The organism is Camelimonas fluminis, assembly GCF_014656355.1.
GTDB lineage: Bacteria > Pseudomonadota > Alphaproteobacteria > Rhizobiales > Beijerinckiaceae > Camelimonas > Camelimonas fluminis.
Map to the genome: position 1 here is coordinate 1 of NZ_BNCG01000045.1, position 16,747 is coordinate 16,747.

Here is a 16,747-nt window from a genome sequence, read left to right on the forward strand (position 1 = left end):
CTGCCATGGGCATACGCCTCGGACCCAATCAAGGCCGTGGCCTGAGAACAGCGGTTACGGATTTCTCACACCGCGTGCGTCAGCTAGTCATTCGTCTGCGGGGAGAATACGGCTGATCGTGGCCATCAGCACGCCGTCCGAGGACACCGCCACATCAGATCTGCTGGTGCCCTCGATAGCGGGCAAATACGTGCTGCTTGCCATCCGAAAAGATGACAATTTCGTAGGGCTGAGGCGATTGACCGGGCACTTCCATGCCTGGCGAGCCGACCGGCATGCCTGCGACTGCGATACCGATCGCCTTCGGGCGCTCGATGAGCAATCGTTTGACCGCCTCGGCCGGTACATGACCTTCGATGACATAACCACCAATCTCGGCTGTATGGCACGACATCAAAGCCTCGGGCACGCCAAGCCTAGCCTTTAGCGGCATGACATCATCAACCTGGGCCACGTCGACAGGGAAGCCCGCGTTCTTCATATGCTCGACCCAGTCACCGCAACAACCACAGCTAGGGTCGCGGGTCACGGTCATCTTCGGCAGTGTTTGGGAGGCCAACGCCGTTCCGACCACCACGAAGGCCGTGAATGCTTGTGCTGCGCCGATTATTAGCCCACGACGGGTCGGTGAAATCTCAATCTGCATGTACGTTTTCCTTGAATATGATCACACCCATTTTCGGACGTGCATCTCGTTCTCTTTCACCGAAAGAAGACGTATTTGACCAATGCGGCGATCGCCAATGCCAGGACGACAATGCCGAGCCAGTACAAGGCGCCCATGCCCAAACCCATGCTATTCATCATGTCGTGCATATTGGTTCCTCCATTTACCTAACGACTGCGGCTTGTCGGTGCTCTGCGCCAGGCTCGGCGGGAGCGCTGTCAATTTTGCCAGTTAGCGGAAGCCCCCAGCCCTTGATCAAGCCATAAATCGCTGGAATCACGAGTAGCGTGAGGACGGTCGAAGAGATCATGCCGCCGATCATTGGCACGGCGATGCGCTGCATCACCTCGGAACCTGTGCCGGTATTCCATAGGATCGGCAGCAAGCCGGCCATGATCGCAACTACGGTCATGATTTTCGGACGTACGCGCTCGACAGCGCCGAGCATGATCGCCTCATGCAGATCCGCACGGGTGAATGCCAGGCCTTCCTGCGCGCGGCGCGCTCGAACCTCGTCCAGCGCGTGATCGAGATAGACCAGCATTATAACGCCGGTCTCTGCGGCAACGCCCGCGAGCGCGATGAAGCCTACGGCGACCGCCACGGACATGTTGAAGCCGAGCCACCAGAGCAGCCAGATGCCGCCGACCAGCGAGAACGGCAGTGACAGCATGACGATGAGAGTCTCGGTCACCCTGCGGAAGTTCAGAAAAAGCAGCAGGAAGATTATAGCGAGCGTCACCGGAATGACGATCTTGAGGCGCGCTTCGGCCCGTTCGAGATATTCGAACTGGCCGCTCCAAGCGATGCGGTAGCCTGTCGGCAACTTGACGCTCGGGCCAATCGCATTCTTCGCATCGCGTACATAGCTACCGAGATCTCGGCCAACTGTGTCGACAAAGATGTAGACCGCGAGTTCGCCATTCTCGGTTCGGATCGAGGTCGCACCGCGCTTGCGCTCGATGCTTGCGACCTCTCCAAGCGGGATACTGGCGCCAGAGGGGGTCGCAACCTGGACCTCACGCGCGATCGCCTGCGGGTCAGAGCGCAGATCGCGAGGGTAGCGCATAGTAACGCCATAGCGTTCCCGGCCCTCGACCGTTGTTGTTACCGTTTCGCCGCCCATCGCCATTACGATCGCATTCTGGACGTCGCCGACGGAGAGCCCGTAGCGACCAAGTGCAGCCCGGTCCGGCACGATGTCGAGGAAATAGCCTCCGATGACGCGCTCAGCATAGGCGCTGCTGGTGCCTGGCACCGATTTGAGCACAGTCTCGATCTGGCGCGAGATTGCCTCCATCTTGGCGAGATCGGCGCCGTAGACCTTAATCCCGATCGGGGTGCGAATGCCGGTTGCGAGCATGTCGATGCGAGCCCGGATAGGTTGCGTCCATGCATTGGAGACACCTGGAAACTGGAGTGCCTTATCCATCTCCGCCTTAAGGCTATTGAGCGTCACGCCGTCACGCCATTCCGCCTTGGGTTTCAGGTTGATGATGGTCTCGAACATCTCTGTCGGAGCTGGATCAGTCGCGGTCTGGGCCCGCCCGGCCTTCCCGTAGACTGTGGAGACTTCCGGAAACGAGCGGATAATCCGATTTTGTGTCTGGAGCAGTTCGGCCGCCTTGGTTATTGAAAGCCCCGGCAACGCCGTGGGCATGTACATCAAAGTGCCCTCATCAAGCGTCGGCATGAACTCCGAGCCAAGTTGTCGCGCTGGCCAAACGCTGAGGCCCAGGAGCGCAACCGCGAGAATGATCGTCAATGCCTTGGTCTTGAGCACACCGCGGATAAGTGGACGGTAGATCGCGATCAGTGTCCGGCTAATCGGGTTTTTAGCCTCCGGAATTATCCGGCCCCGGACAAAAACCACCATCAGCGCCGGCACAAGCGTCACCGACAGGAAGGCCGCAGCTGCCATTGCGAATGTCTTCGTGTAGGCGAGCGGGCCGAATAACCGACCTTCTTCTGCTTCAAGCGTGAAGATCGGCAGGAATGAGACGGTGATGACGAGCAGGCTGAAGAATAGCGCCGGCCCAACCTCACTCGCGGCTTCAACCAATATCTCGACTCGCCGCTTGCCCGGCGGCGCACGTTCGAGGTGTTTATGGGCATTCTCGATCATTACGATCGCCGCGTCGATCATCGCACCGACAGCAATAGCGATGCCGCCCAAGCTCATGATGTTGGCGCCCAGGCCAAGCGCCTTCATCGCCGCAAATGCCATCAGGATTCCGACTGGCAGCATAATAATCGCCACCAGAGCGCTACGCAGGTGGAGGAGGAAAACGATGCAGACCAGCGCGACAATGACGCTCTCTTCGATCAACGTACCTTTCAGCGTCTCGATGGCCCGTTCGATCAACCCTGAGCGGTCGTAGACCGGCACAATCTCTGCCCCGCTCGGCAGGCTCGACGCGATTTCTGCAAGCCGGGTCTTGGCACCCTCGATCACAGCGAGCGCGTTGGCGCCGAAGCGCTGCAATACGATGCCGCTCGCGACTTCGCCCTCGCCGTTGAGTTCGGTGATGCCGCGCCTCTCATCTGGGCCGAGCTCGACCCGAGCGACATCTGAAAGGCGGAGGGGCACCCCACGGTCGCTCTTCAGAGCGATGTTCTCAATATCGGCAATCGACTTCAAATAGCCGCGACCGCGCACCATGAACTCGAACTCGCTGAGCTCAATGGTGCGTCCGCCGACATCCAGGTTGCTGCTACGGACAGCTTCACGCAGAGCCGACAGAGAGATACCTTGTGCCCGCAGTCGCACTGGATCGACGACGATAGCGTATTGCTTGACGAAGCCGCCTACGCTCGCCACCTCGGCAACGCCTTCGGCGCGCGAAGCGGCAAAGCGGATTTTCCAGTCCTGCAAAGAACGCAGCTCGGCCAGTGTCATATCCTTGGCCATGACCGCGTACTGATAGACCCAACCAACGCCGGTTGCGTCCGGGCCAAGTGTCGGCGTCACCCCCGGTGGAAGACGGCGCGCTGCGGTGTTGAGGTATTCGAGCACACGCGAGCGCGCCCAGTATGGGTCGGTACCGTCGGCAAAGATCACATAGACAAAGGAGACACCGAAGAATGAGAAGCCGCGCACGACGCGCGCCTTCGGCACGGTCAGCATCGAGGTCGTTAGCGGATATGTGACCTGGTCCTCGATGACCTGCGGCGCCTGGCCAGGATACTCAGTGTAGACGATGACCTGGACGTCGGAGAGGTCGGGGATGGCATCAAGCGGCAAGGTTCTGACCGCATAGACACCGACAGCGACGGCAAAGGCCGTGACGAGGAAGACGAGAACAAGGTTTCGCGTAGACCATGCGATCAGGCGGGCGATCATGGCTTGACCACGCTGGTCGCGAAACCGCTGAGGGCAGCTTTGAGATTGCTTTCCGCATCAATCAGGAAATTGGCCGCGACGACGACGCGGTCATCTTCGGACACGCCTTCCGTGATCTCGACCGCGTCATCGCCGCGCCGGCCGAGCTTGACCTCGCGAGGCTCGAAGCGACCTTCGCCGCGGTCAAGGATAACTGTGCGACGTGTGCCGCTGTCGATCACAGCGCTGTTGGGAACCACAAGCACCGGCTTCGCATCTTGGGACCTGATCTCAACATCGGCATACATGCCCGGCAGCAGCATGCCGTCACGATTGGCAAGCTCGATTCGAATTCTTGCCGTGCGTGTCGCGTCGGCGATCTGCGGATAGATCAGATTGACGCGTCCCTCGAACGCGGTATCAGGGCGTCCTCGCAGTCGAACCGTCGCCAGCGCTCCGATACGGACGTCGGACAGTTCGCGCTCGGGCACGTCAGCCAGGACCCAGATCGTCGAAATGTCGGCGAGCCGGAACAAACTATCGCCGGCAACCATTTTCATGCCATCGCTCACGTTACGTTCCATCACGATGCCATCTCGCGGCGCCGGCCAGTTGATTGTCGACGGCACCTTCCTGTTGCGCCCGATCTCGGTGATGATTTCCGGTGGAACGCCGAGGTTTTCGAGGCGTTGCCGTGCGCCACCTTCGGCCACCCCCCTTGTGGCGGCATTGAGCTCAGTGATGAACTGGGCGCCAGCTGTACTGATCTCGGGCGAATAGATCCGGGCGAGACGTGTCCCCTTCGCAACGCGATCGCCCGTCGTGATCGGAGCTACCTCCTGCACAAATGCATCTGCGCGTATCGTCACCACGGAAATCTGGCGCTCATCGAGTTGAACCACGCCTGGAACGCGAATGGTTTGAGCGAGGGTCTGGCGGCGGACTGGTTCGGAACGCACGCCGCTACGCTGGATACGCCCAGGCGAGAGCTTGATGACCCCATCCTCGCTCTCCTCACCATCATAGACGGCGAGATAGTCCATCCCCATCGAATCCTTTTTGGGTACCGGCGATGTGTCGGGCAGCCCCATGGGATTGCGATAATAGAGGACGCGACGTTTATCGGCCGGGGCCGTTTGGCTTTCGACCGGCTGTTTCTCATCAAAGTTGATATCTTCGCCGGCCGGCACAGCCGTGAATGGTCTGCCGTCTGTCGTCTGGCGCGGCTCAGCTGAATAGGCCGGTTTCCCGTCCGGATCCCTATAGTAAATGGCCGTTCCGGTGGTTCCGGGCTGATCGACAGCCACGTGAAAGCCTCCAACACCAAACCAGGTTGATAGGCCAGGCACTTCGAGACCGCGATGACCAGCCCAATAGCCCGCGCCTCCCGCCGCCAGAACGGCAGCAAGCGCCATGCCCGTTCGTAAGGGGCGTTTCATGGCAGAGCCTTTAGGATCAGCTTGTTTTCGAGCGTGCCGGTTTCGCCCTGGACCTTGGCGCCCAGCGACAAGCGCCAGCCGCCTTCCATGACCAAATCGGTCTTGAAGCTGTAGGCGCCTGTTTCCGAAGCTGGGAGAAGTTGAACCGGCGAGGCCATCGTGGCCATTCCTTCCGGCTCCATGTCGATGCGTTTGGCAAAAATGACGGCATCCGGCACCGGCTTGCCGGACCGCTTGTCGATCAGTTTGACGGTGATAACGACACCGTTGCCCTGCTTGAATTCGTGCTGCGTGAGCTGAAATTCATAGTTCTTGATGTCCGCCACAGCCGGCAATGCGGCGACGACGAGCGGAAGCGCTGCGACAAGCGCGCGCAAAGTGGGGATGAAAGTCATTGTCGAAATCCTGAGACGGTGAGGTTGCTGCGCTTGGGCATGCAGCTCCAAACGTGGCGTTAGCCACGGCTCACCGACCGCGCGGTGCAAACGCGCGATCGCTACCGGCGCAACGGCACCGGCAAGGTCTCAGGTTCGGGGAGGTCGGGCTGGCGGCTCGCTCGGTGGTGAGATGCGCAACATTTCATCGCCGGCAAGCCCGAGCGTCACGACAAGAGGTTGAACAATGGCGCCAAAAACCGTTGGCGTGCTCGCAAAGCACTTAACCAAGCAGAAGCTCACGGCCAGACAACCTGTCGTGCAATCGGATTGTTTGTCGTTTCCATTGGGGCAGCACGGCATGTCCACAGACATCGCCGCCATCACATCACGCTCCATGGGGACGAAGCCAGCTTTTACCGGCGCCACCCAGGCAGCCATCATCGAGGCTGTGACGAACAGCACCAAGATTAAACTGTGCGTGAGAAGTCGGAACTTCATAATTTTAATTCTGACATGGCAGCGACAATCGCAAAAGAGTTAGAGCTGCGACCTTTTGACAAGAGTATCAAGAACACACTACTCCGTGGCCTGGATGTTGGCGCTTCACAACGCTGGCGACATGGGTCAAGGGCACCAGCAGCGTCAAGTTGAGCAGCCGGTGCACCGGAGCGGGACTAGCACAATGTTACCCCACCCATGAACGGCAGAAGCGACCAAAGATAATGCAACGCCGCGTGGACCACAGTTGCAGCAAATTTTTGGACAGCGGCAGGCCTATTGAGCCGCAAGCTTATCCCAAAGACATCGTGCGTAAGCGCAGCGCATTGGCAATTACACTGACCGAGGACAACGCCATCGCCGCGGCTGCAATGACCGGAGAAAGCATCAATCCGAATATCGGATAAAGCACGCCTGCCGCCACCGGAACACCCGCAGCATTATAGATGAAGGCGAAGAACAGATTTTGCCGAATGTTGCTCATCGTCGCCCGGCTGAGTTCAAGGGCTCGCACAATACCCTCCAGATCGCCCTTGAGCAGGGTCACGCCAGCGCTTTCGATCGCAACGTCGGTCCCTGTGCCCATGGCAATCCCGACATCCGCCGCCGCAAGCGCTGGGGCGTCGTTCACCCCATCACCGGCCATCGCGACGATCCTGCCTTGTGAGCGCAACTTCTTGACAACGGCACTCTTGTCCTCCGGGAGCACTTCGGCCTCGACCTCGTCAATACCGAGCTTGCGCGCTACCGCCTGTGCCGTCGTATTGTTATCGCCAGTGAGCATGACTACCCGAATGCCAGCAGCCTTAAGAGCCTTGATCGCTGTTGGGGTTGTCTGCTTGATCGGATCGGCGATCGCCAGCAATCCGGAAATGCGGCCATCAATCGCCACAAAAATCACAGTACCGCCCTCGGCACGCAGCGCCTCCGCCTCCGAAACGTGAGCAGCGGTATCAACAACAGCCTCTGTCATGATGCGGTGGCTACCGATTACTAGCGAGCGACCTTCGACGGTTCCTGTCACCCCCTTGCCGACTGGGCTGTCGAAATCCTGTGCCTCGGCCAAGATGAGACCGCGTTCATTCGCGGCATCCACGATCGCGGCCGCGAGCGGATGCTCACTCGCCCGCTCCAGTGATGCGGCAAGCCGCAACAGCTCATTCTCCGCGAATTCCCCGACGGGCTTCAGGGCTGTCAGCCTCGGCTTGCCTTCGGTCAGGGTGCCCGTCTTGTCGACGACGAGCGTATCGATCTTCTCGAAACGCTCTAGCGCCTCGGCATTTTTAATTAGTACGCCGAGGTGCGCACCACGCCCGACCCCGACCATGATCGACATCGGTGTCGCGAGACCGAGCGCGCAGGGACAGGCAATGATCAGCACTGCAACCGCAGCGACAAGCCCGTGGGCGAAGCGGGGTTCCGGCCCGAATGCCATCCAGGCTCCAAAGGCTGCTATCGCGATGATAATTATGAGCGGGACGAACCATCCCGAGACCTGGTCGGCCAGGCGTTGAATTGGCGCCCGCGAGCGCTGGGCTTCGGCCACCATAGAAACGATGCGGGCCAGCATGGTGTCGCTACCAACCTTGCCCGCGCGCATGATGAACCCGCCCGTACGATTGAGTGTACCGCCGATCAGAGGCGCGCCCACCTCCTTCGTGACCGGCATTGATTCACCCGTAACCATAGATTCATCAACCGAACTACGACCTTCGACCAGCTCTCCGTCGACCGGGACCGACTCGCCCGGCCGGACTCGCAAGCGATCCCCGACATGGATGGAGTCCAGGTTGACATCCTCGTCCTCACCATCATCCCGCACACGTCGGGCTGTTTTGGGAACGAGGTCTAGTAGCGCCCTGATCGCACCGCCGGTCTGCTCCCGGGCCCGCAATTCGAGGACCTGTCCGAGCAGAACGAGAACGGTTATCACGGCAGCCGCTTCGAAATAAACCGCGACGGCTCCCTCAGCTGAACGAAAGGTATAAGGAAACAGGTTCGGAGCTACGGTTGCAACGACGCTATACGCCCATGCGACACCCGTGCCCATCGCGATAAGCGTAAACATGTTCAGACTGCGATTGACGAGAGAGGCCCAGGCTCTCTGGAAGAATGGCCAGCCGGCCCAAAGGACAACAGGTGTCGCCAATGCGAGTTGCAGCCAGTTCGAGGTTTGTTGGCCAAGAAATGCCTGCAGATGGAAGAGGTGGCCGCCCATTTCTAACACGAAGACCGGCAGAGCGAAGACAAGGCCGCCCCAGAACCGGCGCGTCATGTCAATGAGTTCGGCACTGGGGCCTTCTTGAACTGTGGCGATCTCCGGCTCGAGAGCCATGCCGCAGATCGGGCAATTACCTGGCCCGGACTGACGGATCTGGGGATGCATCGGGCAGGTGTAGGTCGTGCCTTCAGGCGTCGGCTTTGACACCGAAGGCTCTTCCCTATGCCCAACATAGGCTGTTGGATCGGCCGCGAACTTGCTGTGGCAGCTAGTCGAGCAGAAGAAATAGGACTGTCCCGCATATGTGGCTTGATGCTTTGCTGTGGCGGGATCGATAGCCATTCCGCAGACCGGGTCTTTCGCACTTTCCCCCGATCCATGAAAATGGCCGTGGTCGTGTGAATGGTCATCGGGCTGATGACCGGCGTGACGCTGATGATCTGTCATGGATAGCCCCTTTGCTCTCCTGCCCCCTACTTTACCAATGCATGGCCGGCCGGCGGGTTTCACCGCCAGCCGCACACAATCAGGCTACCCGGTCTGTGCTGGGCGTATATCAAGCTCCCGCGATGATCGTTCTGATGGCGACGAAGTCGTCTGTTCCAACAACGTTGACCAATTTCGAGGCCGGATCTGCGGTGACTTCGCTTCCCGGCAACTGGTCTTCAATCGCCTTCTTGATCGTGCCGGCGCAATGGCCGCAGGTCATATCTTCGACGCGAAAGCTGATCGCGCCTTGAGGAACGTTTGTCACCCCCGTGACGACACTCGAATGTTGCTGGCAAGAGCACATGGCTGCTATCTCCAAAAATCTATGATTGCAGCAACCTGCACCTTCCAGTTGCAGGAAGGTCAAGCACCTTTGTCTCAGTCTCAGCCAGTTGGATCAGACAAGGTAATCATGGCTGTCGATCGAGCGCGCTCTGGCCGGCTCAGCAACAATGAATGGCCTGACTGGGCAGGGGTCTGGCACACCAGTGTGGCGGACTTTAAGAACTCGTCTGCGGTGTTCAGATCGACTATCTGTCCTGCATCCATGACAATGACACGATCGGCAACTCGGCAGGGAAGCCGATTTCATGCGCGATGCAGAGCATCGGTCTTTCCCTGCTGTTCCAGCAAGCTAGCCCCCCCTTACGCTTGCCGCCCCTAAATCACTTGCCCTTTTTCAGCTTGGTCACTGTTATCTGACCGTTGACGCGGTCGGCATCGAATTTAATTTTATCGCCGGCTTTGATCCCTTTGAGCATGGCCGGGTCGCCGGCTTTGAACACCATGGTCATGCCGTCCATTTCCAGGTTTTTTATTGGACCATGGGTGATCGTCAGCTTGCTCTGAGCCTCGTCGACCTTGGTGACGGTACCGTCTACCGATTGCGCGGCAACCGGGAACGCCACGAGCATGAAAGTCAGGGTAGCAGCAGTCTTCAGCATGGGATGTTCCTTTAAGTGACTTCGTTCAGTTCACGATAATCTTTCCGGTCATGCCCGCTTCGCGGTGACCGGGGATCAGACAAGAAAAATCGAACTCTCCGGACTTGGTGAACGCCCAGATGATCTCGCCGGTTTGCTTAGGAGTGAGCCGCTTGGCGTTTGGATCGTCATGTTCCATGTCGGGGTTCTTCTGCATCTCGATGGCGTGCTTGAGATTGTCCTCAAGCGTCCCCACGACAAGCTCATGATCGAGCTCGCCATTGTTGCGAAGCAGCAAGCGGATTTGCTCGCCGCGGCGAACCTCGATCCGGTCTGGAATGAAAAACATCTTGCCGTCCTTCTCGCCCATCGCAACCTGTACGGTCCGGGCCGGCTTCCTGGGGTCGCCGGGATTGCCGTAAGCCGTCTCGTCACCATGACTGTGGCTCCCCCCGCCCGGGCTGGCCAAGGCAGCACTGGCGGACATCAAAATTCCGACCGCGGCCAGTTTGAACGTTATTTTATTCATATCGCTCTCCAACAAGCGGATTTCCTTGTCGTCATTTCAGTGATTGGAATGCCCACCCTTGGCAGCAGGACGCGGCTTTCCATCTGGCCCGAGACTCGGCTTCCGGGGATCCTTTGCCCGCCATTCAGCCGATTTGACGCCGCTGTCGACCGGTGCCGCTCGCGGCGCTTCTCCCAGCTTCTGCCCCTTGAGCTCGTAGGCAACAGTCCCCTCTGGGTGCTTGAACCAGCCGGGGTCCTTGTAGTCGTTCTTCGCCAACCCCTCGCGGACCTTTACCACCGAGAACATGCCACCCATCTCAACCGCGCCAAACTGGGCGAAGCCCGTCATCATCGGCAGCGTGTTCTCAGGTAGCGGCATCTCCATCGAGCCCATTTCGCCCATGCCGTTAGAGCCCATCGGCATGTAGCCGGGTGCGATCTTGGCGATGCGCTTCGCCAGGTCCTTCTTGTTCACCCCGATGTAGTTCTTCACCGAATGTCCCATGGCATTCATGGTGTGGTGTGATTTGTGGCAGTGGATCGCCCAGTCGCCCAACTCGTCGGCGACGAAGTCGAAGGCGCGCATCTGGCCGACCGCGACATCGATCGAAACCTCGTCCCAGGCCGCGGCGGGATCGACCCAACCACCATCCGTGCACGAGACCTTGAACTCATAGCCGTGCATGTGGATCGGGTGGTTGGTCATCGTCAGATTGCCGAAGCGGATACGGACTTTGTCGTTTTTAGCGACGACGAATGGGTCGATGCCCGGAAAAACCCGGCTGTTCCAGCACCACATGTTGAAGTTGGTCATCTCGGCGACCCGCGGCACATAGGAACCCGGTTCGATATCAAAGGCGTTGAGCAGGAAGACGAAATCGCGGTCGACGCGGCGGAAGGCCGGATCCTTGGGATGGACGACGAAGAAGCCCATCATGCCCATCGCCATCTGCACCATCTCATCGGAATGCGGATGGTACATGTATGTGCCCGAACGCCTGAGCTGGAACTCGTAGACAAAGGTCTTGCCCGGCGGGATATGCGGCTGGTTCAGCCCGCCAACGCCGTCCATGCCGTTCGGCAGGCGCTGGCCGTGCCAGTGGATCGTGGTGTGTTCCGGCAACTTGTTGGTGACGAAGATGCGGACCTTATCGCCTTCGACCGCCTCGATCGTTGGCCCCGGCGACTGGCCGTTATAGCCCCAGAGATAAGCCTTCATGCCGGGCGCCATTTCGCGCTCGACCGGCTCTGCGACCAGGTGGAACTCCTTCCAGTCGCCATTCCTACGCCAAGGCAAGGTCCAGCCATTAAGCGTGGCGACCGGCTGGTAATCTGGACCGCTGGTCGGCACGAGCGGCGCCTGGGTGGCCGCTTCCTTCATGGTCGGAGCCTCGGGCACCGCCGCAAAGGCGCTGCGCCCTGTGACCGCGGCCGCACCGACGAGCATGAGCCCCGACGAGCCGATGAAACCTCTACGCGATAGATTGGTCATCTGTGCAATTCCTTCAGTCGCCGCCAGCAGCTGCCGCTATGGCGACAGAACCACCCCCGCTGCCGCCGCCGATCAGGGCATGCTTGAAATCGGTATGGGCGATCCAGAAATCGCGCCGGGCATTGATCGCCGCAACATTCGACAGGATGCGGTTGCGAGCATCGGTGATGAGGTCCGTGACGTCGTTCAGCATGCCGCTGTATTGCAGTAGCGACTCGTCCTGGATGATTTTGCGCAGCGGCAGCACGTTGTTCTGGTACTGCCGCGTGATGTCGTAGTTGGCCCGGTACGCGGCGTAAGCCTCGCGTGCCTCGGAGCGGATGTTGACCGCCTTTTCCGCCAACTTGTTGGCCGCATGCATGTAGGTCTGCTCTGCAAGCGCTACCTTCGACTGACCGAAGTCGTAGATCGGGATCTCAAAATCAAGTCCAAGCGAACGACTGCGGCTTGCTACGCGTTCGACCTCGCCATTCGGCAGGATGCCGCGCGCGCGGCTATAACTGCGCGATCCACTCAGAATGATGTCGTTGACGAAGCGCGTCGCCTGTTCAAGGCCGAGCGACTTCGCAAGCATGTCCAGTTCGGCCCGCGCGATCTGCAGATCAACCCGCTTGCGCAGGGCCTCAGCTTCGACTGATTTCACTGTTTGCAACCGCGGCAGCGATGGCAAGGGCCCAACCCGGAATTTGAGGTCATCCCCCCAAAGCCCGAGCTGACGCACGAGTTGCTCGCGTTCCTGACGTTGCAGCTGGCGCGCCTGGGCGAGTTGCACGGTCAACTCGGCCTCGAAAGCAAACTCGCGCGCCTGGTCGATCTTGTTGACGCCACCGGACTCGCCGAGCCGCTTGAATAGCTCGGACGCTGCGTCGGCAGAGCCCTTCGCTTGCTGGTAGAAAACGACCTGTGCATTCGCAGCGGCTGCGCGGTAATACTGGCGGCGGGTATCGGCCGCGAGCTTCAACACAGCCTCGGCGGTCCGCAACTGCGCCGTCCCGAATTGGTCGCGAGCGATCTCTGCACGCGCCGGCAGCGTCGCCAGCGCCAGCAGGCTGCCGACGATCTGTCGTTCGATCTCCATCTCGAAACGGCCGGAACTTTTGGAGATACCGATACCCGGATTGGGGGGCAGGCTCGCTGCAACCATTTGCGCCTCGGCGATGCCAAGCTCGTTAAAGGCGGCCTGCAGACCACGATTGTTCAGCAACGCAACCTGCACGGCGGCATCAGCTGTCAGCGGCTTGCGCATAAGTTGGTTGACGCGCGCTTTCGCCGTGAGCGCAGCCTGATCGTCTCCGATTTTGACCACGTCCTTGCCGATATCGGCATAGGTAGAAGCTTGGATATTGCCCATGCCGCCATCTGAGGAAAAGCTAACACAGCCTCCCAAGAAAGCGGCGGCACCCGCGATCAACCCGAAACGGCATAACCAGCGGGGGCCGTGTATCGTTGGTGTGGCCGCGTCTCTCACCTGCTGGATAGAAACGGTCCCCGAAAGGAATGAAGCACGCGACCTCATGACCTGGGACCAACGTTGCGGTTAAGCTCCTGCCAGTTTTTGGGATTAGCTGGGCGATAGGTGGAGGCATCAGCTGTTACGCTGCGGTAACGGACGGAAGGAACCCGGGCATTTGGATCTGCCGGCTTGGCGAGATGATCCGGAACGGTCACCCCTGCACAAGCGGTCAACACTGATCCTATGCAGGCTAGGAACGACACTTTCACGAACGTCACGATTCTGCTCCCCACGTTTGTCCAGACAGGGGTAGCAGTGCTCTGCCCTATGCGTCTGTTACAAATTGTTTCAAAGCAAAGGGAGCCGCAGCGTAGCGAACACGCTAAGCTTCGATTGTCGGGTTGGCTAACGCATAGCGCACCGATCTCACAGGAGCCTAAGCACACGATGGATCAGGATCAGACCAGGGCCCCGACGGAGGACCACGGGCATATTCTGGTGGTAGATGATGACCCGGAAATCCGGGTGCTCGTCTCACGCTTTCTCCAGCGTCACGGCTACGAAGTCACCGGAGCGCCGGACGGTAGCGTGATGATGGATATTCTGACCCGCACGCATATTGATCTGATAGTACTCGATCTGATGCTGCCAGGGCGGTCCGGCCACGAGCTATGCCGTGATGTGCGCTCAACATCTTTTGTTCCTATCGTAATGTTAACGGCCCGGAACGAAGAAAGTAACCGCATAGCGGGTCTCGAAGGCGGAGCCGATGACTATATCACCAAGCCGTTCAGCCCACGAGAATTCCTTGCCCGGATTCGTGCCCTCCTGCGTCGGGTCAGGGCTGCCCACGATCCGAATGGAGTTCAGCATGCCGAGGCGATGAGTTTCGACGGCTGGACACTTTATCTCCGTCGTCGCGAACTCCAGTCGCCATCTGGTACGCTGATCGCTCTCTCCACGGGCGAATTCGACCTGCTCGTTACCTTCGCCGAACATGCCAATCGCGTGCTGTCACGTGAAACCTTGATGCAGCTCGCCAAGACGCGGATAAGCGACGCTCCCTTTGACCGGACGATTGACGTCCAGATCAGCCGCTTGCGTCGCAAGCTGGCAATGGCGACGAATAGTGGCGAGCTCATAAAAACTGTCCGTGGCGCTGGCTATATGTTCGCGTCTGATGTCCGCGCAGGGAAAGGATAACCCCCTTGTGGATCATCAAGCGCTTTTGGCCCGACACAGTTGCCACACGAGCAATCCTGATCCTGGTCGCGGCGCTCGTTGCTTTTCACCTGCTCGGGTACTGGGCCTACCAAACCGGAATAGAAAGTCTGGCAACAGCAGGACGTGATCGAGGTCTTGCTGAACAAATTGTTTCAATCAAGCGTGTTATTGCCAGCACTCCTGAAGGACCAGAACGTGACCGCGTTGCCCATGATCTGTCAAACGCTAGCCTCGAAGTCCACTGGAGTAAGGTCAGTTTGGTTTTAGGAGCCGCCCATGAAACAGCGCGCACGCGAATGATGGAGGCGCGTCTCAGGAGCCTAGTACCCGAGTTGGCCGCAGAATCCTTTAAGGTCGGCTTTGCCGATGACGGGGCTCTCGGTGCTGGCGACACCGATGCCTATCGGCACATGATGCTGGTTTCGGTGCGACTGGCTGACGGATCTTGGGTAAACGTTTCTTCTTCCGCCCTTGGGGCCGTTCAGCAAGCTGCCTGGAGCTTAATTGCGGTCACAATCTGCTTCGGCGTAGGCATCGCCGTGGTCGCGCTACTATTGCTCAATTGGGCGACGCGGCCGCTGCGTGAGCTTGCCATCGCCGCGGAGCGATTCAGTCTTGACCAAACGCCTCGGCCCCTTCCAGAAACTGGCCCATCGGAAGTTCGCCGGGCTGCCCACGCGTTTAATACCATGCGGGATAGAATCCAGCGCCTTGTCAATGAGCGCATGCAGGCCATGGCAGCGGTCTCGCATGACCTACGTACGCCTATCACCCGGCTCAGGCTTCGGTCTGAACTTCTCGACGACGAACAAACCCGTGATCGCATTGATACCGATCTTCACGAGATGGAAGAAATGATTGATTCCACCTTGGACTATTTAAGAGGTGGCATATCCAGCGAAGCCTTCCGATTAATCGATCTCGTGTCACTTATCAGGACAATTGTGGACGATAATCTCGACCAAGGACAATCTGTACTAATGCGAGGACTATCAACTGCGCCTGTTGTTGGACAGGTACTTTCTCTAAAGCGAGCTTATTCTAATATCATTGGTAACGCCGTCAAATACGGCGACTCAACCAAAGTAACCATTGGAGAAACCGATAGCGACTTCCTTGTGACAGTGGAAGACGACGGCCCTGGTATCCCTCTCGCTGATATGGAACGCGTGTTCCATCCGTTTGTACGCCTTGAGGAGTCCCGTAGCCGCGCAACAGGGGGATCCGGCTTGGGACTTACAATTGCTTCTTCTGTGATCGCGACACACGGAGGCCGTATCGCAATTTCTAACGGCACATCAATCGGGTTATGCGTAACAATAAGCGTGCCAAAATCTGAGGCACGGGAGTACAAATAATAATTGCATGAAGTAACCCTCTAAATCAGCTGATAGTAAGCGTGAATTTTTGCGCAGCTTCTGAAGCCAAGTGCTGTGAGGCATGAGGTGTCCACCAAAATAGGTGGATGCCAAATCATGGGTGACGATGCTCGAAAATTTCAGGTGCGACTTGTGGGACACGATGCCCGGCGTCAGTATGCCTATGCCCTGCGAGAACGGCTTGTCGCGGCGTGCTTGCAGCCTGGCGCTTCGGCAACGCGGCTGGCGTTCGGGCACGGCGTCAATGCCAATCTCCTGCCGAAATGGATAAAGAGAGGTGGTCCCGGAAATTCGGACCAGTCGTTAAGCTCGAACACCTGACGAAGGACGGGCAATATGACGACACGGAAACGCTATTCGGCTGAGTTCAAGGCGAAGGTGGCCCTTGAGGCCATTCGCGAGGAGCTGACGACGGCTGAGCTGGCCAAGAAGTACGATATTCATCCGACGATGGCGGACCTGGAGGATCCCGAAGCTGCGTTCGGTCGCAACAAGAAGGGAGCGCTTGAACTCGAGCGCGATCACCACGGTGAAGATCATGCCGAACACCACCTGGAAGGTGGCGTATTCGAGAGTGTCGAATGCCCCCAGAACCAAGCGGTTCACGACTTCGCGCATCAGCGCCCAGACCGACGCCACGACGATCGCCGCAATGATGACGCTGAGGACGAGGATGACAACTTGCTCGAACTTCTAGAGCGGTTTTCGAACGTCTAGAATCATAAGAGGTTCCCCCTTCGCCAGATTTCTGAT

Annotated in this window: 14 protein-coding genes and 2 pseudogenes; 4 read left to right on the plus strand and 12 right to left on the minus strand. The window is 58.8% G+C overall.

The features are described from left to right. Positions 1–154: 154 nt before the first annotated feature. The 11 genes from IE243_RS20205 to IE243_RS20255 all read right to left on the minus strand — a co-directional run bounded on the left by IE243_RS20205 (position 155) and on the right by IE243_RS20255 (position 13,289). Positions 155–646 carry a DUF411 domain-containing protein gene (locus IE243_RS20205; protein WP_191321135.1) on the minus strand — a complete coding sequence of 164 codons (492 nt, stop codon included), beginning with the start codon at positions 644–646 and terminating at the stop codon, positions 155–157. A gap of 184 nt (positions 647–830) precedes the next feature. Then, complete coding sequence (locus IE243_RS20210) at positions 831–4,010, minus strand: efflux RND transporter permease subunit (protein WP_191321136.1); 3,180 nt, start codon at positions 4,008–4,010, stop codon at positions 831–833. Then, positions 4,007–5,428: an efflux RND transporter periplasmic adaptor subunit gene (locus IE243_RS20215; protein ID WP_191321137.1), complete on the minus strand. Its 1,422-nt coding sequence runs from the start codon at positions 5,426–5,428 to the stop codon at positions 4,007–4,009. The genes IE243_RS20210 and IE243_RS20215 overlap by 4 nt, the downstream gene beginning before the upstream one ends. After that, complete coding sequence (locus IE243_RS20220; protein ID WP_191321138.1) at positions 5,425–5,823, minus strand: FixH family protein; 399 nt, start codon at positions 5,821–5,823, stop codon at positions 5,425–5,427. Before IE243_RS20220 ends, IE243_RS20215 begins: the two co-directional genes overlap by 4 nt. 129 nt (positions 5,824–5,952) lie before the next feature. Continuing rightward, positions 5,953–6,303, minus strand: a complete 351-nt coding sequence (locus tag IE243_RS20225; protein WP_191321139.1) for a hypothetical protein — start codon at positions 6,301–6,303, stop codon at positions 5,953–5,955. A gap of 292 nt (positions 6,304–6,595) precedes the next feature. Continuing rightward, positions 6,596–8,971 (minus strand): heavy metal translocating P-type ATPase, encoded by a 2,376-nt coding sequence (locus IE243_RS20230; RefSeq protein ID WP_191321140.1) that lies wholly within the window; start codon positions 8,969–8,971, stop codon positions 6,596–6,598. 109 nt (positions 8,972–9,080) lie between these two features. Beyond that, the gene (locus IE243_RS20235) at positions 9,081–9,380 is read right to left on the minus strand and encodes a heavy-metal-associated domain-containing protein (protein WP_244643277.1); all 300 of its coding nucleotides are present in this window, start codon (positions 9,378–9,380) and stop codon (positions 9,081–9,083) included. Positions 9,381–9,678: 298 nt separating this feature from the next. Beyond that, positions 9,679–9,957, minus strand: coding sequence for a copper-binding protein (locus IE243_RS20240; RefSeq protein WP_191321141.1), 279 nt, complete (start codon positions 9,955–9,957; stop codon positions 9,679–9,681). 25 nt (positions 9,958–9,982) lie between these two features. Beyond that, positions 9,983–10,465 (minus strand): cupredoxin domain-containing protein, encoded by a 483-nt coding sequence (locus IE243_RS20245; protein WP_191321142.1) that lies wholly within the window; start codon positions 10,463–10,465, stop codon positions 9,983–9,985. A 36-nt stretch (positions 10,466–10,501) separates the two neighbouring features. Beyond that, positions 10,502–11,938, minus strand: a complete 1,437-nt coding sequence (locus IE243_RS20250; protein ID WP_191321143.1) for a multicopper oxidase family protein — start codon at positions 11,936–11,938, stop codon at positions 10,502–10,504. A gap of 13 nt (positions 11,939–11,951) precedes the next feature. Continuing rightward, the gene (locus IE243_RS20255; protein ID WP_244643278.1) at positions 11,952–13,289 is read right to left on the minus strand and encodes a TolC family protein; all 1,338 of its coding nucleotides are present in this window, start codon (positions 13,287–13,289) and stop codon (positions 11,952–11,954) included. A gap of 549 nt (positions 13,290–13,838) precedes the next feature. Here IE243_RS20255 and IE243_RS20260 point away from each other — a divergent pair. The 4 genes and pseudogenes from IE243_RS20260 to IE243_RS20275 form a co-directional block, all read left to right on the plus strand. Then, entirely contained in the window at positions 13,839–14,594 is a 756-nt protein-coding gene (locus IE243_RS20260; protein ID WP_191321145.1) for a response regulator, read from the plus strand. Between the two features lie 5 nt (positions 14,595–14,599). Then, the gene (locus tag IE243_RS20265; RefSeq protein ID WP_191321146.1) at positions 14,600–15,973 is read left to right on the plus strand and encodes an ATP-binding protein; all 1,374 of its coding nucleotides are present in this window, start codon (positions 14,600–14,602) and stop codon (positions 15,971–15,973) included. A 117-nt stretch (positions 15,974–16,090) separates the two neighbouring features. Next, the gene (locus IE243_RS20270; protein WP_244643279.1) at positions 16,091–16,315 is read left to right on the plus strand and encodes a transposase; all 225 of its coding nucleotides are present in this window, start codon (positions 16,091–16,093) and stop codon (positions 16,313–16,315) included. Positions 16,316–16,330: 15 nt separating this feature from the next. Next, a pseudogene (locus tag IE243_RS20275) lies at positions 16,331–16,412 on the plus strand (hypothetical protein); the annotation flags it as partial. Between the two features lie 98 nt (positions 16,413–16,510). On the opposite strand, the pseudogene IE243_RS23615 reads toward IE243_RS20275, so the two are convergent. Continuing rightward, a pseudogene (locus IE243_RS23615) lies at positions 16,511–16,633 on the minus strand (phosphate-starvation-inducible PsiE family protein); the annotation flags it as partial. Between the last annotated feature and the right edge of the window lie 114 nt (positions 16,634–16,747).